The organism is Bacteroides oleiciplenus YIT 12058 (assembly GCF_000315485.1).
Classification (GTDB): domain Bacteria; phylum Bacteroidota; class Bacteroidia; order Bacteroidales; family Bacteroidaceae; genus Bacteroides; species Bacteroides oleiciplenus.
On record NZ_JH992940.1, the window covers coordinates 385,512 to 406,078 of the forward strand.

The following is a 20,567-nucleotide window of genomic DNA, read 5'->3' on the forward strand; positions in this document are numbered from 1 at the left end:
GCCTGTTCTTTTTAATACATGAGTAAAAATGAGTTCTCAATATAACGACAAAAAAATGAAATACATATATTTATTGTGCCTGACCGGCATGATGTGTTATGCTTGTACCGGTCAGCAAAAAGAGCAGGAAATTCAGGAGTTTTCTGTCTCAGGAGATACCATTATCGTATCCTCAGAATCTCCCGTAGCAAAAAAGCTGATAATAAGCGAAGTACATAAAGAATTGCATGAAACGACATTCACTGTATCCGGTATAGTGAAAGCCATTCCCAATCATTATGCAGAGATTGCCTCTCCATTTGCAGGACGCGTAACGCGCTCCTTCATCCGGCTGGGACAGAAGGTGGACAAAGGCAGCCCTTTGTTTGAAATCAGCTCACCCGACTTTTTTGAAACAGGAAAAGTCTATTATCAGGCCAAACAAGAAATGGAACTGGCTTCCAAAAATCTACGCCGGGAACAGGATTTGTATGCGCATAAGGTAAGCGCACAAAAAGAGGTGGAAGAAGCTGAAGTGAACTATGAACTGAAAAAGAAAGATTATGAGAATGCATTGGCAGCACTGAAAGTCTTCCAGATAGAACCGGACGAGCTGGTGTTGGGTCAACCTATGATTGTCCGTTCGCCCATTTCCGGCGAAGTGGTGAAGAATGATATTGTTATCGGGCAGTTCATGAAAGAGGATGCAGACCCCATTGCCGTTGTTGCCGATCTGAATGAAATATGGGTGGCTGCCAATGTGAAAGAGAAAGATATGCCGCTACTTTCTTCCTTGAAACAAGTGGAAATCTCACTGGTATCACAGCCAAGCCGCACTTTCAACGGTAGCATCTATCACATCAACGAAATGCTGGACGAAGATACGCGTTCGGTAGAAGTGCTGGTGGCATGTGATAACAAAGAGCGGTTGATGAAACCTGCCATGTATGCCACAGTGAAACTGACTGATGAACCTGCCGAAAGCATCCTGATTCCTACTTCCGCTATCTTGCAAGAGGAGGAACAGGCGTATGCACTGATATCTTTAGGCAACAGTCGGTTTCTGAAACGGAAGGTGGAAACTTCCGCTACCGATGGCGACAAGTGTGTCATCACCTCCGGCCTGCAATCGGGAGAGAAATTCGTATCCGATGGTGCTTTCTATCTATTGAACGCCAACTAAACGTCGGTTTGCACATATGAAGAAATTAATTTTTCTGGCGATACATCGTCGAGGACTGATGTTCGTCTTGTTTAGCTTCATTGCTGTGGTGGGCTATTATTCATGGACAAGGCTGGCAATTGATGCTTATCCGGACATTGCGGATACCACTGTACAGATTGTAACCCAAGTACCGGGACTGGCAGCCGAGGAAATAGAGCAGCAGATTACGATTCCTATAGAACGGGCTGTGAATGGTCTGCCGGGACTGAACGTGATGCGAAGCAAAAACACCTTCGGATTGAGTACTGTGGTGTTGGTGTTTGATGACGGCATTGATGATTACTGGGCACGCCAGCGCGTACAAGAGCGGTTGGTAGATGTAGAGCTGCCTTATGATGCCGTGCCGGGGTTGAATCCCCTGACCTCTCCCACCGGTGAAATATTTCGCTATGTCATTGAAAGTGACAATCTGGATTTGCGAGAGATGACCGATTTGCATAAATGGGTGATTATTCCCCGACTGAAACAAGTGACGGGTGTGGCCGACGTCAGCAATTATGGTGGCATCACTACCCAATATCAGATTGAACTGAACCCGCGGAAGATGGAAGAATATGATATTTCCCTCTCTGATGTGATCGAAAAAGTGGAAATGAACAATGTGAATGCCGGCGGAAGTATGCTGAGCCGGGGGGATCTGAGTTATGTAATCCGGGGTATCGGTCTGGTGAAAGATTTGAAAGACTTGGGACGTATTGTTATCAAAACAGATAATGGTGTACCTGTGTATCTGGACGATATCGGCAAACTGAAATATGGAAGTCTGGAGCGCAAAGGTGTATTGGGATTCTATGATGGCAAGCGCAATTATTCCGACGGAGTGGAAGGTATTGTGCAAATGCTTCGCGGGCAAAATCCGTCGCAGGTGCTCGAAGAAGTGCATACGGCCATCGATGAACTGAACAACGAAGTACTTCCTAAAGGAACGCGCATCCATCCTTTCATGGACCGTACGAATCTGGTAGAAATGACACTCCACACAGTCTCTCATACTTTGTTCATGGGGATGATTCTGGTGATAGTTGTCCTGATTCTGTTCTTAGGCAGTTGGCGGGGTGCGTTGCTGGTAGCGGTTACTATTCCTATTTCATTACTGATTGCTTTTATCCTGATGCACGTCACTGATATTCCCGCTAATTTACTTTCATTGGGAGCTATTGACTTCGGTATCCTTGTGGATGGCTCCATTGTAATGATGGAAACTATTTTGAAAAAACGTGAGCGGCATCCCGGGGAAATCTTGGAAGAAGATTCCATCTTGCGGCGTACAACGGAAGTGGCGCGCCCCATCTTCTTCTCTATCCTCATCATCATAACTGCCTATTTGCCGTTGTTTGCCTTTGAGCATATCGAAAAGAAACTTTTCACTCCGATGGCTTATACGGTAGGCTATGCACTGATTGGTGCTTTGTGTGTAGCCTTGTTTTTGATTCCGGGATTGGCATATATGGCCTACCGCAAGCCGCGCAAAGTATATCATAACCGTTGGCTGGAAAAACTGCAAATGCTGTATCATGCCCAAGTGGTTCGTGTCATCGATTGTCCTAAAGCGGTGCTGGGGGTACTGGCAGGGATTTTGATATTGGCCGGTGGCCTGAGTTATACGGTGGGAAAAGATTTCCTCCCTCCTCTGGATGAGGGCGCCATCTGGATTCAGGTACAATTGCCTCCGGGCATCTCCATTGAACGTTCCAAAGAAATGGGAGCTGAATTGAGACAGAAGCTCGGACAGTTTCCGGAAGTATCGTATGTGATGACACAAGTGGGCCGTGATGATGAAGGTGCCGAGGCATTTTCGCTTTCGCATGTGGAGTGCGGTGTAGGTCTGAAACCTTACGATACCTGGACCACGGGACGCAATAAGGCTGAATTGATTGAAGCCATGAATGATACACTTATGACCATGCCGGGATATTCTGTTGGTTTTTCACAACCGATTATAGATATGGTGATGGACCAGATAGCAGGTGCACACAGTGATCTTGCACTGAAAATATATGGTGAAGATATTACAGGCACACGCCACATTGCCGATAAGATTGTCAACGTCATCAAACAGATTCCGGGTGCAACGGATGTAGCTGTAGACCAGGAACCTCCCCTTCCCCAACTTCAGATTGTAGCCGACCGTGACCGCATCGCTCAATATGGATTGAACGTTTCGGACGTAGCCGATTTGATAGAACTTGCCATCGGAGGAAAAGCTATCTCACAAATATTCGTGGGTAGTAAATCTTATGATGTCATCTGCCGTTTCAGCGAGGAAACACGTAACACGCCGGAACGCATCGGCAATCTGATGCTGACTTCCGGCACAGGGGCAAAAATTCCTCTAAGTCAGGTTGCGGATATCAAACTTACAACAGGTGCAAGTACCATCTCGCGTGAGATGAACAAGCGGCATCTGACCATTCGTGTCAACCTGCGTGGCATCGATCTTACTTCATTCTTGCAGAAAGCCAATAGAATGATTGATGAACAAGTGGATTACAATCCTGAAGAATATCACCTGAAATGGGCGGGACAGTTTGAGAACCAACACCGCGCATACAGTCGTCTGGGTGTGGTGGTTCCATTGGCACTGGGCATCATGTTATTGTTGCTATTTGCCGCTCTCGGCAAATTCCGGCAAGCTGCCTTGCTGATGTGTATCATTCCCTTGGCACTCTTCGGAGGCATGCTGGCACTGAATGTACGGGGAATGACGCTGAATGTTTCGTCTGCCGTAGGCTTCATAGCCCTGATTGGGGTAGCCATACAAAATGGGGTGATTATGATTTCGCATATCAATAACCTGCGCAGTCGTGGGCGCGACTTACGTGATGCCGTAACTACCGGTGTCCGTCATCGCTTCCGCCCTATCCTGATGACAGCTACCGTTGCCGTATTGGGGTTGCTTCCGGCATCCCTGAGTACGGGAATTGGCTCCGATGTGCAGCGACCACTGGCAACAGTTATTGTGTACGGATTATTGTTTGCCACTGTGGTAACGCTATACATCCTCCCTACTTTATATTATATGATGGAAAAAAAGGAAGATAAAAATGAGGAAAATGAAAAGATATAGTATTGCATTATTTACTGCTATGGTTTGTGCTTGTTCAATGCAGGCACAGACTGTAGAACCAATTACTTACAAGCAATATATGCATAAGGTAAGTGCGGATAATCTGGAATATGCCGCAGAGAAGATGAACGTCAGTGCAGCGCATGCCGATGTGATAGCTGCCAAGGTGTTCGATGATCCGTCACTCTCCTTTACCTATTCTAACAATGAAGACCATACCTTGCAGATGGGGCAAAGTTATGAATTAGGGCTTTCGCAGAATGTCACATTGGGAAAGCGTACGGCAGGTATCAGATTAGCACGTAGTCAGAGTGAGTTAGCGGAGATTGTATTAGATGACTATTTCCGGAATTTACAGGCAGATGCCACTATTGCCTATCTGGAGGTAATGAAACAAAAACAGCTTTATGACATTAAAAGAAGCGCATGGGGCAATATGTACGACCTGGCACAATCGGATAGTATTCGTCTGGCATCCGGTAAAATAATGGAGGTGGAAGCTATACAAAGCAAATTGGAAGCGGACATCATGTATAACGAAGTGCTGCAAGCCGAAACGGACCTGAAACAAGCTTACATGCAGTTGTCCCCTTTCACTGGCACTGTAGTTACAGATACACTTTTTCATCCGGTAGAGGAATTAAAGAAACCGGAACAGGTATTCGTGCTTGGCGCACTGATTGAAACGGCTGTAGAGCATCGCTCTGACCTTTTGGCAGCTTTAAAAAACACGGAGGTTGCACGCCGGGAGTTGACTTTAACCAAACGTGAGAAACGTCCTGATGTAGAGTTTTCGTTAGGATGGAGCCATAATAAGCGTGTGCGTAATGAGGAAGCTCCGGCACCGGCATTCAATGGAGTTAGTGCGGGAATTGCTATTCCTTTAAACTTCTCTTCTCTGAACAGGGGGGCTGTAAATGCCGCCCGTTTCCGAGCCCGGCAAGCCGAGTTACAATACGAACAGATGTGCTTGCAAGTGCAACAGGAGGTGATGGGAGCCTATCAGCAATTCCAGTCACAAACACTCCAATTGAAGCATTATGAAGGTGGTATACTAAAGCAGGCACAAGACGTGCTTGAAGGAAAGATATACAGTTATAACCGGGGAGAAGTCTCTTTGCTTGAAATATTGAATGCACAACGCACATACAATGAAGTGCAGGCACAATATATTGAGACGTTGTTCAACTATAATGCAGCGCTTGTGGAGCTTGAACGCAGTTGCGGCATTTGGGATATCAAAGGATAAATCAATAGTTACGTAGAAAAATGCAGTTCAATCATCGGGTTGAATTGCATTTTTTTGTATCATTGCAAATAATAATTCTCTAAAGAACATACTGTTATGAAAACAAGAATTTTATTATTTGCAGCATTGCTATTTGCCGGTACTATTGTATTTGGTCAAGAATGTGATAATGGTAAGTATATCGAAGTGACCGGAACCTCAGAAATAACGCTTGTGCCCGATGAGATTCACTATCTTATTGAGATTAAGGAATACTGGATAGAAGAATTTGACGGAAAATCCAAGCCGGAGAATTACCGGACTAAGGTGCCATTATCTGAAATAGAACAAAACTTGAGACGTGCACTGAATGAAATTGATATACCGGAAAATGCCATTCGTACGCAAGAAGTAGGTGATTACTGGCGTGAACGGGGACGAGATTTTTTAATCTCCAAACGGTTTGATATCACGTTGTCGGATTTTAATAAAATAGATGAGATACTAAAAGTAATCGATACCAAGGGAATTAGTTACATGCGTATCGGCGAACTGAAGAATAAAGATATGCAGGCTTATCGCCAGAAAGGAAAGATAGAAGCATTGAAAGCTGCACGAAAAAAAGCAGCTTATCTGGTTGGAGCATTGGGCAAACTGCTGGGGGATGTTATCCGTATCGTGGAGCCACAAGAAAATGTCGGCTATTCTCGCTTCTATGCTGCACAAAGCAACGTCAGCTCATCGCAGGCAGAAGCTTTTGAAACTTTCCGTACTATAAAACTGAATTATTCGATGGTGGTACGATTCGAGATTAAATAAAACAATGCAAATAGTGGCACTATAGAGTCTATTGCCTCTCTTCAAACTCTTCATAAAGAGCTACCGGGCCGTAGTGCCATAATTTTGTTTCTTCTTGTTCCAAAGCCTTATAAGTATTTGATTTGTAAAAGGTACGAATAGCATCCAGCAGGTCTCTCCCCCCCCCCCCTTTCTTCTGTATAAATTTTGGCAAAAAAACTCACCTTTCCAGGTAATAACAGATGAAGGTTCTTATTCGTTATTTCTCTATTCATAAAGTTATCTCCTTTGCTTCAATGTATTTCAAATATTTCAGCGATTTATCTGTATGAAATAACATTTGGTCTACCAATTTGTAAGTTTTCAATTCCTTAATAAGTCCTTCTTTATCTAAAAGTAAAGTAAGCGATATCCAATTCTTTTTTTGCCATTCCTCCTTCTTTTAGTGCTCGAAAATACGTTTTTTATTAGAGAAATGCAATCTCTTTCTTATTTTTTCATCCTCACCTCATACAAATCACTTCTCCTGTCTTTCAAATTGCGCACACTACCATACGTATGCAATTCGTTCAGTAAATCCAGGTCTACGTCGGAAACAAGAATCATTTCTGTGTTTGGCGTAGCTTCCGCCCGTTTGCCATCCGTAGGGAAGGCAAAATCACAGGGTGTAAATACGCCTGACTGGGCATACTGGATATCCATATTGTGCACACGCGGAAGGTTTCCCACACTGCCGGCAATGACCACAAAACATTCATTCTCAATAGCACGGGCATGAGCACATACTTTTACCCGAGAATAAGCATTCTGCGTATCCGTAAGGAAAGGAACAAACAATATCTGCATACCTTGGTCTGCCATGATTCGGGATAATTCGGGGAATTCCACATCATAACAAATCAGCACGCCTATTTTAGCGCAATCCGTATCAAATGTTTGCAAAGCCTTTCCGCCACTCAATCCCCAACTTTTGATTTCATCGGGTGTCACATGTAGCTTTTCGTACATCTCATAACTACCATCGCGACGGCAAAGGAAGCCGACATTATATAACAACCCGTCTTCTTTAATGAGAGGCATACTGCCCGTAACGATATTGATATTGTAGCTGATAGCCAGTTTAATAAACCGTTCCCTGATGTCCTCTGTATAAGCTGCCAGCCCACGGATAGCTTGTGATTCGCCTTCATTGTTGAACTTTGCCATCAGCGGAGCATTGAAGTATTCGGGAAAGAGGACAAAGTCACTCTTGTAATCCGACACGGCATCCACAAAGAATTCTACCTGCTCGAATAAGTCATCCAGAGTTTTATAACTACGCATTTGCCATTGCACCAGACCGACACGTACCGTGGTCTTAGGCGTTACATAATCCTGTGTGGGTTCTTGATAATAAATATTATCCCACTGCAACAGACAAGCATAGTGCTTCGATTCTTCGTCATTAGGCAGATAGTTGCGCATTACCTTACGCACGTGGAAGTCATTGGAGAGTTGGAAAGTCAGTACAGGGTCGAAGATTTCTTTTTGCTTCACCTTATCTATATACTCTTTCGGTCGTATCTGGTCGGCATACTTATGATAGTTAGGAATACGCCCGCCGAACATGATAGCTTTCAGATTCAGCGTTTCGCAAAGTTCTTTCCGATACTCGTACATGCGGCGTGCCAGACGCAGACCACGGTATTGGGGATGAATAAACACCTCAATACCATACAAGATATTTCCCTTAGGGTTATGTGTATTGAAGCTTTCTTTCCCTGTTACCTGTGCATAAGTATGGTCATTCTTCACATCATCGTAATTCACAATGATGGAGAGTGCACAGCCGACAATTTTTTCGTCTACTACCGTCACAATCTGTCCTTCGGGGAAAATTCGAATCAGTTTCTCAATTTGTTTATGTGTCCAAAACACATCGCTGCCATCCGTATATACACGGGTGAATGATTGCGCCAATTGCTCATAGTCTTCTATCTGTAAATTGCGCAATTGTACCTTATTAATTTTCAATGAATCCATAGTGTTCTCTGTTATTCCAGAATGTTAAATCCGTTGCAAAGGTACAGTTAAAAATCACACATTGTCTTTGGAAGCATATATTTTTATAGCATATTCATTTTGTTACAAAAACGCAGTAAGGATTTAACATTTCTGTTAAGGGTTTATTTTGCTTTTTTTATACTTTTGTGGCGTTTTCCTAAGGGATTATTTTTTTTATTTATTAAAAATTAAAAATCATGGCAAAAAAGATGTTATTTCTGTTAGTGCTTTTACTTTCTTTCACGGGAATGGTAAGAGCACAGGTAACTACTGCCGGAATGAGTGGTAAGGTCATAGCGGACGGGGAATCTGTCATAGGAGCTACAGTGGTAGCAGTACACGAACCCTCCGGAACCAGCTACGGCACTGTTACCAATGTAGACGGACGTTTTAGTTTTCAAGGTATGCGTACCGGTGGTCCGTACAAGGTAACAGTTTCTTATGTAGGTTATCAAACAGCAATATATACAGGCATCCAGTTGCAATTGGGCGAGACTTATTCTTTGAATGTAACCCTGCACGAAGCTTCCGAACTACTGGGTGAAGTTACAGTGACAGCCAGCAAGTCGAAGTTCAGTGCTGAGAAGACAGGTGCTACTACCAACATCTCTACTGAACAACTGACTACATTGCCAAGCATCAATCGCAGCCTCAGTGACTTTACACGTATCTCTCCCTATGCTTCCGGCAATACTTTCGGTGGTCGAGACGGGCGTTCCAATACGTTCACAGTGGACGGTGCCAACCTGAACAATAACTTCGGTCTGTCTTCCGAACTGCCGGGTGGTGGCAATCCGATTTCACTGGATGCCATTGACGAAGTGCAGGTGGTCATTGCCCCTTTCGATGTGCGTCAGGCCAACTTTATCGGTGCGGGTATCAATGCGATTACGAAATCGGGTACCAATACTTATAGAGGTAGCGCTTACATGTACTTCAACAATGAAGTGATGCGCGGCAATAAAATTGGTGATACGGATTTCGGTGCACGTGCCGAAGAATCCAAGACCGTGTATGGTGCCACTTTCGGCGGTCCGATTATCAAAGATAAACTGTTCTTCTTTGCGAATGTGGAGTATGAAAAGAGTCCGCAGCAGGTTGTGAAATGGCGTGCTGCAAAAGAGGGGGAAACCCCTAATAATTCTACTATCTCTCGCGCTACAGAAGCGGATATGGCTGAATTTTCTCAAATACTGAAAGATAAATATGGTTATGATACCGGCTCTTTCACCAGTTTCCCTGCTGATATAACCAATCTGAAACTATTGGGTCGTATTGACTGGAACATTAACGCAGGAAACAAGTTAAGTGTACGCTATAATTTTACTGATAACACAACCTGGAATGCCCCCAATGGAAGTTCGGGCAACACTGGATATCGCTTGCCATACGACCGTGTTTCCAAGTACTCCATGGCTTATGCAAATGCCTGCTATTCCCAGCAGAATGTTGTAAACTCTGTTACCGCAGAACTAAACAGCCGCTTTGCCTCCACTATATCCAATCAGTTACTGTTTACATACAGTGATATGAAAGATGAGCGCGGTACAAATTCCAGCCCATTCCCTTTCATCGACATCATGTACGGATACGATGAAGACGGGAATCCGATTCTGGAACCGTACATGACGGCCGGATATGAGTTGTTTACTTACAATAACAAAGTGAAGAATACCGTAATGACCATTGTGGATAATTTCACTTACTATTTGGGAGCCCATAAATTAACGGCTGGTATCAGCTATGAACGCCAAAAGGCAAGCAACTCGTACATGCGTAATGGAACAGGCTATTATCGCTATTCCAGTTTCGATGATTTCAAAAATGGAGCTGCCCCCGAATCTTTTGCTTTAGCCTATGGCTACAATGGAAACACGAAACCTTCTGCTGATGTGAATTTCGGTCAGTTGGGCATCTATCTGCAGGATGAGTGGAATATTCGCGATAACTTTAAGTTAACTGCGGGTATACGTATGGACAATCTGAGTTTCCTGAACGACCTGATGCGTAACCAGGCTATCTATGATTTGGATTTCGACGGTATGCACATCGATACTGGTGCATGGCCTGACAGTAAAATGCAATTCTCCCCGCGTTTAGGCTTCACTTGGGATGTATTCAATGATAAAACTCTGAAAGTGCGTGGCGGATCGGGATTCTTCACAGGACGCATCCCTCTGGTATTCTTTACCAATATGCCTACCAACTCCGGCATGATTCAGAATCTGGTGAGCATCACTACCAGATATAAGGATGGTAAAGTTACAAGTCGCGACCCACGTCTGGACTTGCTGAAGGGTAACATGATAACGGATGTAAACCAGATGATTTCCACATTAGGACTTCCTACAACCATCACTCCCGAAGAGGGTGTACTGCCAAGCGGTATAGTAGGTATTGACCCGGATTTCAAAATGCCGCAAGTCTGGAAGACCTCACTGGCACTGGATTATCAGGTGCCTGTCTCCTTCCCTCTTACTGTTACATTGGAAGGAATGTTCTCCAAAGATATCAACGCCGTACGTCAATATAACTATAACATAAAAAGCCCGGATGATACGTGGCAGCGTTTCAACGGCCCGGATGACCGTTATATCTATCCTCAGAGCTACCTGGAGCACACCAACATCAATAGTGCAAACGTATTGACCAACACTTCCAAAGGCTGGGGCTGGACAGGAAACATCACTGTAACCGCCGAACTTGTAAAGAACGTGAATATCATGGCTGCCTACACGCATACTGAATCCAAAGAAATTAGTGGTATGCCTGGTTCTGATGCCAACTCTGCCTGGACAAATATGCCCTCCATCAACGGCCCGAACAATTCAGGATTGATGCGTTCACGCTACGTTACCCCTGACCGTGTAATTGCCTCTATCAACTGGCGCGTGCACCTGAATAAGAAAACATCTTCTAATTTCAGCCTTTTCTATAGCGGATATTCTGCCGGAGGGTATAGCTTCATGTATACCAATGATATGAATGGTGACGGTGTGACGAACGATCTTATGTATATCCCCAAAGACAAAGATGAAATCAAGTTCGCAAGTACCAAAGATGCAGATGCTTTCTGGAAATTTGTGAATCAGGATCCGTATCTGAAGAAGCATAAAGGCGAGTATGCTGAAGCTTATGCAGCGCGTGCACCGTGGGTACACCGCTTTGATTTCCGCTGGAGCCGCGACTTCTTTGTGAAGATAGGCAAGACCCAGAACAGGCTGCAACTCAGTCTGGATATCCTGAATATAGGCAATCTGCTGAATAGTAAGTGGGGCGTAAACAAAAATATGTCTGTAGCCAATGGAGGACGAATCCTCACTTATACGGGTAAAGATGAAAATAACACTCCTATCTTCTCCATGTATAAGAACAGTAATAAAGAATATCCAACCGAAAGCTTTACCCGCAACCTGAACTACAGTGAGTGTTGGAAACTCCAAATAGGTCTGCGTTATATATTCAATTAATATGAATAATATATTGTGTAATTAGCTAATATTATCTGTCATTCTGAACGTAGTGAGAGATGGAATAAAAAAGAAAGGTGCAACCGAATTATCCGGCTGCACCTTTTTCATTTATAAGATATTAAAGGAGAGAGAGAACTTACTTGTTTTTCTTCCAGAGTTTGCTCATATCTTCCAGAGTCTTACCCTTTGTTTCGGGTACCCAACGCCATACAAAGATTGCAGCAGCAACGCAGATAATGCCATATAAGCTATATGCGAACATCGGGCTGAAATCGTACAAAGCCGGGAATGTAGACGATATGATGTAATTGAAAATCCATTGGAAAGCAACAGCGATCGCTACAGCCTTGCCACGAATCGTATTCGGGAAGATTTCTGAAATCAGTACCCAGCAAATCGGTCCCCATGACATCATGAAGAAAGCAGCATACACAATTACGGAGACGACTGGAACAATACCTTTGATACCCATGCTGTCGCACATTGCCACAGCAAAAGCACCTATTGCCATGCCTATAGAACCGACAATCAGCAGCGGCTTGCGACCAAAGCGGTCTACTGTAAAGATAGCAACCAGAGTAAACACGATATTTACAATACCCATGATGACTGTCTGCATCATACCACCACCTTCAGCACCTGCATTTTCAAAAATACGCGGAGCGTAATACAGTACGGCATTGATACCGATAGCCTGTTGGAATACGGAAAGCAGAATGCCGATAACGATAACTGCTACGCCATAAGAGAATAACTTTTCTGTCTTTTCCTTTGAAGTAGCTTTGATTTCTGCCAGAATCTCTTTCGCTTTGCTTGCACCATTTACTTTCTCCAAAATAGAGTATGCTTTTTCATCCTGATGTACCAGCACCAGATAACGCGGAGTCTTCGGCACAAAGAAAAGCAGGAACCCGAACAATGCAGCCGGGAAAGCTTCTGAACCGAACATATAACGCCAACCTGTTTGCACACTCCACATATCCGAAGCAGGATTTACAGACAAGATGCCATCCACGCTTTTATCGATAATAGGATTAGTGTGACCGCCCATAATCAAGAAGTTGACAAAGTAAACCACCAGCATACCAAAAATAATGGCAAACTGGTTACAAGATACCAGCGTGCCACGAATATTAGAAGGAGCTATTTCTGCAATATACATCGGGCATACTGCAGATGCAAGACCTACACCAATACCACCCAATACACGATACAGATTGAATGCGATGAGCAACTCCATGTTTGGCTCACCGTAGTTGAAGAATAAAAACTCGGGATAATAAGAGCCCAATGCTGACAAGAAGAATAGCACAGATGCCAGTCTCAACGAATTGCGTCGCCCTAAGCGAGAAGCGAAGATACCGGAAAGGGCACCTCCAAGTACACAACCGATAAGTGCACTGGAAGATGTGATACCATGCATCACCTTGTCATATTGGAAATCCGTTGCTTGCAGAAAGAAGGCTTCCAAACCTTTCTCTGCGCCGGAGATTACCGCTGTATCGTATCCGAACAACAGACCGCCCAAAATGGCAACGGTTGTAATAGAATAAAGGTAGAGCTTACTACCATTGTTTGCATCATTCATGATAAAAAAGATTAGGTTGATAAATGAGAGAGAATGATTAACGGGATAGTGATTAGTGATTAGCTGCGTTGCTTATCACTAATCACTCACCGCTAATCACTAACAATACATATTTACGATTGCTTCATACAATTCCTGCTTACCGCTGGTTTGCTTCGGTTCGCCGTTAGCTTTCGCATAAGCTACAACATCTTCCAGAGTAAGTTTGCCATCTTCAAATTCCTTACCCTTGCCACCGTCGAATGATGCGTAACGGTCAGCCAACATCTTCTTGTAAGGAGATTCTTCCAACAATTTAGCTGCACTTTCCAAAGCACGTGCCATAGCGTCCATACCTGCGATGTGAGCGATGAAGATATCTTCCAGGTCGGTAGAGTTACGACGTGTTTTAGCATCGAAGTTCGTACCGCCATTGCCCAAACCACCGTTACGGATGATCTGCATCATAGCCTGAGTTAGTTCATAGTTATCAATGGGGAACTGGTCAGTATCCCAACCGTTCTGGTAGTCACCACGGTTAGCATCGATAGAACCCAACATGCCGTTGTCAACAGCTACAGCCAGTTCGTGTTCGAAAGTGTGCCCAGCCAAAGTAGCGTGGTTAACTTCGATGTTCACCTTGAAGTCTTTGTCCAGACCGTGAGCTTTCAGGAATCCGATAACAGTTTCAGTATCTACATCATATTGATGCTTAGTCGGTTCCATTGGTTTCGGTTCAATCAGGAAAGTGCCTTTGAAGCCACGTGCACGTGCATAGTCACGAGCAATGGTCAGCATCTTTGCAAGATGTTCCTTTTCACGCTTCTGGTCAGTGTTCAGCAATGACATGTAGCCTTCACGACCGCCCCAGAATACATAGTTTGAACCACCCAGTTCGATAGTAGCGTCGATAGCGTTTTTAATCTGAACAGCAGCGCGAGCCACAACGTCGAAATCAGGATTGGTAGCAGCACCGTTCATATAACGTGCATGACCGAATACGTTAGCAGTACCCCACAACAGTTTGATACCAGTTTCAGCTTGTTTCTGTTTTGCATAAGCTACGATAGCTTTCAGATTAGCTTCATATTCCTCGATGCTTGCACCTTCAGAGATAAGGTCTACATCATGGAAGCAATAGTATTCGATACCCATCTTCTGCATGAATTCGAAACCTGCGTCCAATTTATTTTTAGCTGCCTGTAAAGCGTCAGCATCACCATTCCAAGGGAATTGTTTTGTTCCGCCACCGAACTGGTCGCCACCTTCTGCACAGAGAGTGTGCCACCAAGCCATAGCAAACTTCAACCAATCTTTCATCTTTTTACCCATAATCACCTTCTCAGCATCGTAGTAACGGTATGCCATCGGGTTCATACTTTCTTTACCTTCGAATTTAATTTTTCCTATTCCGGGAAAATACTCTTTTGTTGCCATAATTTTAATTGAATTTTTAAAGGGTTAATTATTATCAGTTTATTTAGCCATTGATTTTTCCAAACGATGTTTCCAGCGTGCATAAGCGTCCGCATATTCCTGACGTTTAGCTTGGTTGGGCTCAATAACATCCAGTTTTTCCAGCGTTGCAAACGCCTCGTTATTATCTTTGTAGATACCTGCACCGATACCTGCACCTTTGGCTGCGCCTACCGAACCATCCGTATCATACAGTTCGATCACTGCCCCCGTCACACCTGCCAGCGTATCGCGGAAGATGGAGCTAAGGAACATATTCGCATGCCCTGCATGGATTTTTTGTACAGGAATACCCATACCTTCCATGATGTCGATGCCATACTTAAATGAGAATACAATGCCTTCCTGGGCTGCACGTACAATGTGCTGTTTGCCATGCAAATTGAAGTTCAGGCCACGAATGGAGCAGTTGATTTCCTTATTCTCAAGCATACGTTCCGCACCGTTACCGAAAGGCAGAATACTGATACCTGCACTACCGATAGGAGCTTGCGATGCCAGCACATTCATTTCATTATAAGAGATACCTTCGGGAGCAATTGTGCGCTTCACCCAAGAGTTAAGGATACCTGTACCATTGATGCAAAGCAGAACACCCAAACGGGTCTGTTCATCCGTATGATTCACATGGGCGAATGTATTCACGCGCGATTTCGGGTCATAGTTTACTTCGCCGTTCACACCATATACTACGCCGGAAGTACCTGCTGTAGAAGCAATCTCGCCCGGATTGAATACGTTGAGTGACAAAGCGTTATTCGGCTGGTCGCCTGCACGATAAGTAATCGGCGTGCCTTCTTTCAGACCCAACTCTTTTGCTGCGGCAGTATTCACGCGTCCTTGTTCGGAGAATGTCGGTTTGATGTCTGCAATCAGGGATTTATCGAAGCCGTAGTAATCCATCAGGAAGTCGGCCACACGGTTGTTTTTGAAATCCCAGAACATACCTTCCGAAAGACCGGATACGGTAGTACAGATTTCGCCGCTCAGCTTCATGGCGATGTAATCACCCGGAAGCATAATCTTATGGATTCTTTCGTAGATAGCCGGGTCGTTTTCCTTTATCCATGCCAGTTTGGAAGCGGTAAAGTTGCCCGGAGAGTTCAATAGATGTGAAAGACAGTTCTCCTCTCCCAGCGTTTCAAACGCCTTCTGTCCGTAAGGAACAGCGCGTGAGTCACACCAGATGATGGAAGGACGCAGCACGTTCTGGTCTTTATCCACACACACCAATCCGTGCATCTGATATGAGATACCAATTGCCTTGATTTCACCTGCGTTTGCACCCGATTCAGTCATAACTGCTTGTGTGGCAAGTTTCAGATTCTCCCACCAGCTTTCGGGATTTTGTTCCGCCCAACCCGGTTTCACAGCAATGATGGCCGCTTCTGTCTTCGGAAAGAAAGCGGAAGATACACATTTGCCGGTTTCGGCGTTTACCAGACTCGCTTTTACGGACGAGCTTCCAATGTCATAGCCTAATAAATACATATAGATAAATTAAAAATTGAAAATTAAAAATTAAAAAATGATGGTCTCTGTTCATCTTTCATCATCACCTATCTTCTTACTTTATTATATATTTTTTTGTCGAAGCGGTAGTAGCGTGCTGCCCGGTGGGCAACCCCCTGTTGCTTTTCTTCCATTGGAACTACATACTCCATCATGGCGATTTTTTTATGGAAGTTCCGCACATCGATCGGTTTGCTGTATATTAATTCGTATAAAGTGCGCAGTTGTGATGCAGTAAACTTGCGGGGGAGTAAATCGAACAGAGCCGATGGGTTAATTTCAACATACTGGCGGATATAAACCAATGCTTCTTTTATAATCAGATTATGGTCGAAAGCCAGTGCTTTTATATCTTGGAGCGCCACCCAATATGCCTCGAAGTCATCCAGATTACGGCTCAACGCCCGGTCTATCTTCACTAATGACAGATAAGCTATCGTAACGATACGCTCTACCCTCGATTGCATGGCACGCTCCAACCAATGAATATCTTTCGGATCTTTTGTCCGATTTTTAGAACCAAATGCCTTGAACTGCATCAGATTAACATTCTTCAATCCCGTCAGCTCGTTCAGCACTCGCTTAGCTGCCTCGTCTAAATCCTCATCCATATAGATAAGACTTCCGGGAAGCTTCATATCGTGGAAGATTTCACCTTTTTCCTCACCTACACGCTTTATCAAAAGAACCTTTAATTGTTCTCCGTCAAAACCAATCACCACACAGTCTACCGAGATATGATTGTTAGCTAATGGGGTTTTCTGTTCTATATCTTGCATAATATCTTTGTTTAAGCGCTGCAAATATAAACAGGTTTTTTGGATATGCAAGCAAGCGAAACTTAAAAATTACTATGTTATAAAGCACTATTTTTCAATATAATACATATCGTATATTCTACAATATGAAAACATGCACTTATCGTTGAAAAGACAATATGTATTCTTTGCAATCAAAAGAGGTTGGTAATTGTATGAATTACAATAAGAGTGAAGTACTTTATTTCTAAGGATTTTAGCATGTCAGGAAGGTAAAAGGAATGGTTGTCTCTTATTGTATTTTATTTGGGATATCAGGAAAAGAATTTTTCTTAATAAATATAGAGTGAATACGACTTTGATACGATTCGGACTAGAAGAGGCAGAAAGAAAGACTAAAAAATCACTGTATCCTCTGCACCCTCTGCTCCGAAGGCATTGCACAAAAAACAAATATTTGTGCGGTGATTATCAGAAAAAGCTATACCTTTGCACCACTTTTTTAATTAACAACCAAAACAAGAACAGTATGAAAGCATTTGTATTTCCGGGTCAAGGTGCCCAGTTCGTAGGAATGGGAAAAGACCTGTACGAAAGCTCCGCTTTAGCAAAAGAATTGTTTGAAAAAGCTAATGATATCTTGGGATATCGCATTACGGATATTATGTTCAGCGGCACAGACGAAGATTTGCGCCAGACGAAGGTAACTCAGCCTGCTGTATTCCTTCATTCCGTTATCTCTGCCCTCTGCATGGGCGATGAGTTTAAGCCTGAAATGACTGCCGGTCACTCACTGGGTGAATTCTCTGCTCTGGTAGCTGCCGGTGCATTGAGTTTTGAAGACGGTCTGAAGCTGGTTTATGCTCGTGCCATGGCTATGCAGAAAGCATGCGAAGCACAACCTTCCACAATGGCAGCCATCATTGCCTTGGCTGACGAGAAAGTAGAAGAAATCTGTGCACAAGTGGCTACCGAAGGTGAAGTTTGTGTTGCTGCCAACTATAATTGTCCGGGACAAATTGTGATTTCCGGTTCTATCGAAGGTATCAACAAGGCTTGTGAACTGATGAAAGCTGCCGGAGCAAAGCGCGCTTTACCGTTGAAGGTGGGCGGTGCATTCCACTCTCCGTTGATGAACCCTGCAAAGGTTGAATTGGAAGCTGCTATCAACGCTACTGAAATCCATACTCCGAAGTGTCCGGTTTATCAGAATGTAGATGCTTTGCCTCACACTGATCCGGCAGAAATCAAGAAGAATCTTGTTGCTCAGTTGACGGCTTCCGTACGCTGGACACAGACGGTTAAAAATATGGTTGCTGATGGTGCTACCGATTTTACAGAATGTGGTCCGGGCGCCGTTCTGCAAGGTCTTATCAAGAAAATTGCGCCGGAAGTGTCTGCTCATGGTATTGCATAACCCTTTGATAATTATATTTGTCAGGGCTGTCCTCCAATCTGGAAGACAGCCCTTCTTTTTTAAGGCTTCGGTTGTGGCAACAGATTAGAAGATTCCCTATATTTGCACAAATATGCGTGATTATGGAAAAGATAGACGAGTTTAGAAACACTCTTGCAATGCCTCTCAGCAAGTTATCAATAGATAAGTTGGTACAGGAAATATGTCTGCATCCTGAATATCTGAAAGATATGTATCAACTGATTTCCGATGATAAAATTGTCGTTTCGTGGCGGGCTATATGGGCATGCGAGAAAGTGAGCGAACAGCACCCCGGCTGGTTTGTTCCATTGCAGGACGACATTATCCGGCGGTTACTGACTTGCTGGCACGATGGTTCTAAACGACTGTTTCTATCCATACTGTATAATGTACCCGTATCCACCCCTATTTCCATAGATTTACTGAACTATTGTCTGGACCACATGCTGGCTCCACAAGAAAGTATAGGTGTACAAGCATTAGCCATCAGAATGGCTTATCGGCTTTGTAAGTGCGAACCGGAACTTTTGAAGGAGTTACAACTCATCTTAGAGAATGCAGATACGGAATATTACTCCACAGGAGTTAAGACTACTATCCGGAATATTTTGAAGAAGATAAATAAATAGGTCTTCGTTTCTACATTCCTTTTTTCACTCCTAATCTGATAAGCAATGCATTCATAGGGTATGCGCATACAAATCCTATCAACATGGCTATCTGCATCATGAACCAGAAAGTCCATGTGTCTTTTTCCAACGGAATGTCCCTGAAAATTACGAAGTATACAATTGCCATCCAACCGTACATGCCCACTTGCCAGGAAAGCAGTGAGAAGAAATCCGCTTTGAGAGCCCGGCCGAGTCCTGCTGAGACAGATATCTTTTCCATCTCCCTGATTGCGTAAAATTGGAAGTATACTCCAATAATCAGTGCCAGAATAAAATCGAATACCCAGTTGCCGATAATCATGCTGCCACCTATACTGATGGGAAAATAGCACGTAAACCACTCCCCTATGATGTCTGCCAAAGTACAGCCTGCACCACAATGCAGGGCGGACAATGCGATGGATTGCCAGTGAGGACGATTCATGTTTCCCATGGACATGCTCATCGGCATATCTTTCATGCTCATATCCATTTTCATATCAGCTTCCATGTCCATATCCTTGTTGTCATCTTGTTGTGCAGCCTCCATTCCAAACTTAAAATAAGCCCAGAGGGCGAGATAACTTGCCCAAAGTGCAGTGAGCACCCACACAACATTCATGATTTTCATGGATTGTCTGTTTTGCACCAGATCATTAGCGATAATCAGGGCTATGACAAAGCCCGAGCAAATGAAAAACAATGAAATTGTTGTAAGCATATCAATGAGGTTTTAAAGTGAATAGCAGAAAAAACAGCTTACAACAAAAAAGGTTGATATATGGAATGAAAAAACAGTTAAAGTCGGTATCTAAATTATTTTTCTGTAATCTCCATCGCTTTTCTTTTTAAAACCATTGCTTAGCAACACTTTTACTGAAATAATATTCTCCTCGGAAGGGTCTGCCGAAATTTCGTGTCCTCCCAGTTCAATGATTTTCTCTTCTAACTTCCGGATTATTATTTTACCGATACCTTTATTCAGATACTCTTCTTCACCAACCAAATAGCCAATCTCGTAAGTGTGATTCTTTTTGGGTACATCGCCATACAAACTCTTAAAGTCGTGTCCTTCTTCCTCAAAATCTTTCAAAAAGAAACAATCAGCATAAAGGCAATATCCTATTTTCTTATCCTTATAGTAAACAATAAAATGTTTCATGAAATCATACTTGTCATTTCTATTGTTTACTTCATCCAGCCAAGCATCTTTTTGTTCTTCTCCGTCCGGACACAGCCATTTATAGATGTAATCCTTGTTCAACCACTCATTAAATAACGGCATGTCTTCGTCAAGCAAAGGCTTTAATATAATCTCGTTTTTATTAATCATAGGTGCATTTAAGTTCTTTC

14 protein-coding genes are annotated in these 20,567 nt (G+C 43.6%); 7 read left to right on the plus strand and 7 right to left on the minus strand.

Features of this window, described 5'->3' with window-relative positions:
- The first annotated feature begins 55 nt into the window (after positions 1–55).
- From HMPREF9447_RS01500 to HMPREF9447_RS01515, 4 genes are all read left to right on the plus strand, one after another.
- Positions 56–1,162 carry an efflux RND transporter periplasmic adaptor subunit gene (locus tag HMPREF9447_RS01500; RefSeq protein WP_044137305.1) on the plus strand — a complete coding sequence of 369 codons (1,107 nt, stop codon included), beginning with the start codon at positions 56–58 and terminating at the stop codon, positions 1,160–1,162.
- Between the two features lie 16 nt (positions 1,163–1,178).
- Positions 1,179–4,271, plus strand: coding sequence for an efflux RND transporter permease subunit (locus tag HMPREF9447_RS01505; protein WP_009127442.1), 3,093 nt, complete (start codon positions 1,179–1,181; stop codon positions 4,269–4,271).
- Complete coding sequence (locus HMPREF9447_RS01510) at positions 4,258–5,520, plus strand: TolC family protein (protein ID WP_009127443.1); 1,263 nt, start codon at positions 4,258–4,260, stop codon at positions 5,518–5,520. The genes HMPREF9447_RS01505 and HMPREF9447_RS01510 overlap by 14 nt, the downstream gene beginning before the upstream one ends.
- Before the next feature lie 96 nt (positions 5,521–5,616).
- Positions 5,617–6,318 (plus strand): SIMPL domain-containing protein, encoded by a 702-nt coding sequence (locus HMPREF9447_RS01515; protein ID WP_009127444.1) that lies wholly within the window; start codon positions 5,617–5,619, stop codon positions 6,316–6,318.
- A gap of 468 nt (positions 6,319–6,786) precedes the next feature.
- Here HMPREF9447_RS01515 and HMPREF9447_RS01525 read toward each other — a convergent pair whose 3' ends face one another.
- Complete coding sequence (locus HMPREF9447_RS01525; protein WP_009127445.1) at positions 6,787–8,319, minus strand: carbon-nitrogen hydrolase family protein; 1,533 nt, start codon at positions 8,317–8,319, stop codon at positions 6,787–6,789.
- A gap of 218 nt (positions 8,320–8,537) precedes the next feature.
- Between HMPREF9447_RS01525 and HMPREF9447_RS01530 the strand changes: the two genes are divergently transcribed.
- Entirely contained in the window at positions 8,538–11,810 is a 3,273-nt protein-coding gene (locus HMPREF9447_RS01530) for a TonB-dependent receptor (RefSeq protein ID WP_009127446.1), read from the plus strand.
- A gap of 139 nt (positions 11,811–11,949) precedes the next feature.
- On the opposite strand, the gene xylE is transcribed toward HMPREF9447_RS01530, so the two are convergent.
- The 4 genes from xylE to HMPREF9447_RS01550 all read right to left on the minus strand — a co-directional run bounded on the left by xylE (position 11,950) and on the right by HMPREF9447_RS01550 (position 17,147).
- Positions 11,950–13,401, minus strand: a complete 1,452-nt coding sequence (xylE, locus tag HMPREF9447_RS01535; RefSeq protein WP_009127447.1) for a D-xylose transporter XylE — start codon at positions 13,399–13,401, stop codon at positions 11,950–11,952.
- A 99-nt stretch (positions 13,402–13,500) separates the two neighbouring features.
- Entirely contained in the window at positions 13,501–14,817 is a 1,317-nt protein-coding gene (gene xylA / locus HMPREF9447_RS01540) for a xylose isomerase (RefSeq protein ID WP_009127448.1), read from the minus strand.
- Positions 14,818–14,856: 39 nt separating this feature from the next.
- Positions 14,857–16,347, minus strand: coding sequence for a xylulokinase (locus tag HMPREF9447_RS01545; protein ID WP_009127449.1), 1,491 nt, complete (start codon positions 16,345–16,347; stop codon positions 14,857–14,859).
- Between the two features lie 68 nt (positions 16,348–16,415).
- Complete coding sequence (locus tag HMPREF9447_RS01550; protein WP_009127450.1) at positions 16,416–17,147, minus strand: NUDIX hydrolase; 732 nt, start codon at positions 17,145–17,147, stop codon at positions 16,416–16,418.
- Positions 17,148–17,655: 508 nt separating this feature from the next.
- On the opposite strand from HMPREF9447_RS01550, the gene fabD reads away from it, so the two are divergent.
- Positions 17,656–18,543 (plus strand): ACP S-malonyltransferase, encoded by an 888-nt coding sequence (gene fabD, locus HMPREF9447_RS01555; protein ID WP_009127451.1) that lies wholly within the window; start codon positions 17,656–17,658, stop codon positions 18,541–18,543.
- 122 nt (positions 18,544–18,665) lie between these two features.
- A complete protein-coding gene (locus HMPREF9447_RS01560; RefSeq protein WP_009127452.1) occupies positions 18,666–19,193 on the plus strand; it encodes a hypothetical protein in 528 nt (175 codons plus the stop codon).
- A 10-nt stretch (positions 19,194–19,203) separates the two neighbouring features.
- On the opposite strand, the gene HMPREF9447_RS01565 is transcribed toward HMPREF9447_RS01560, so the two are convergent.
- Positions 19,204–19,935 carry a DUF4396 domain-containing protein gene (locus HMPREF9447_RS01565; protein WP_009127453.1) on the minus strand — a complete coding sequence of 244 codons (732 nt, stop codon included), beginning with the start codon at positions 19,933–19,935 and terminating at the stop codon, positions 19,204–19,206.
- 90 nt (positions 19,936–20,025) lie between these two features.
- Positions 20,026–20,547: a GNAT family N-acetyltransferase gene (locus tag HMPREF9447_RS01570; protein WP_009127454.1), complete on the minus strand. Its 522-nt coding sequence runs from the start codon at positions 20,545–20,547 to the stop codon at positions 20,026–20,028.
- Positions 20,548–20,567: the final 20 nt, after the last annotated feature.

Excerpts from the sequence above, each read along its gene's own strand:
- HMPREF9447_RS01500 (WP_044137305.1), top strand. The coding sequence starts at position 56 with ATGAAATACATATATTTATTGTGCCTGACCGGCATGATGTGTTATGCT.
- HMPREF9447_RS01505 (WP_009127442.1), top strand. The coding sequence starts at position 1,179 with ATGAAGAAATTAATTTTTCTGGCGATACATCGTCGAGGACTGATGTTC.
- HMPREF9447_RS01510 (WP_009127443.1), top strand. The coding sequence starts at position 4,258 with ATGAAAAGATATAGTATTGCATTATTTACTGCTATGGTTTGTGCTTGT.
- HMPREF9447_RS01515 (WP_009127444.1), top strand. The coding sequence starts at position 5,617 with ATGAAAACAAGAATTTTATTATTTGCAGCATTGCTATTTGCCGGTACT.
- HMPREF9447_RS01525 (WP_009127445.1), bottom strand. The coding sequence starts at position 8,319 with ATGGATTCATTGAAAATTAATAAGGTACAATTGCGCAATTTACAGATA.
- HMPREF9447_RS01530 (WP_009127446.1), top strand. The coding sequence starts at position 8,538 with ATGGCAAAAAAGATGTTATTTCTGTTAGTGCTTTTACTTTCTTTCACG.
- xylE (WP_009127447.1), bottom strand. The coding sequence starts at position 13,401 with ATGAATGATGCAAACAATGGTAGTAAGCTCTACCTTTATTCTATTACA.
- xylA (WP_009127448.1), bottom strand. The coding sequence starts at position 14,817 with ATGGCAACAAAAGAGTATTTTCCCGGAATAGGAAAAATTAAATTCGAA.
- HMPREF9447_RS01545 (WP_009127449.1), bottom strand. The coding sequence starts at position 16,347 with ATGTATTTATTAGGCTATGACATTGGAAGCTCGTCCGTAAAAGCGAGT.
- HMPREF9447_RS01550 (WP_009127450.1), bottom strand. The coding sequence starts at position 17,147 with ATGCAAGATATAGAACAGAAAACCCCATTAGCTAACAATCATATCTCG.
- fabD (WP_009127451.1), top strand. The coding sequence starts at position 17,656 with ATGAAAGCATTTGTATTTCCGGGTCAAGGTGCCCAGTTCGTAGGAATG.
- HMPREF9447_RS01560 (WP_009127452.1), top strand. The coding sequence starts at position 18,666 with ATGGAAAAGATAGACGAGTTTAGAAACACTCTTGCAATGCCTCTCAGC.
- HMPREF9447_RS01565 (WP_009127453.1), bottom strand. The coding sequence starts at position 19,935 with ATGCTTACAACAATTTCATTGTTTTTCATTTGCTCGGGCTTTGTCATA.
- HMPREF9447_RS01570 (WP_009127454.1), bottom strand. The coding sequence starts at position 20,547 with ATGATTAATAAAAACGAGATTATATTAAAGCCTTTGCTTGACGAAGAC.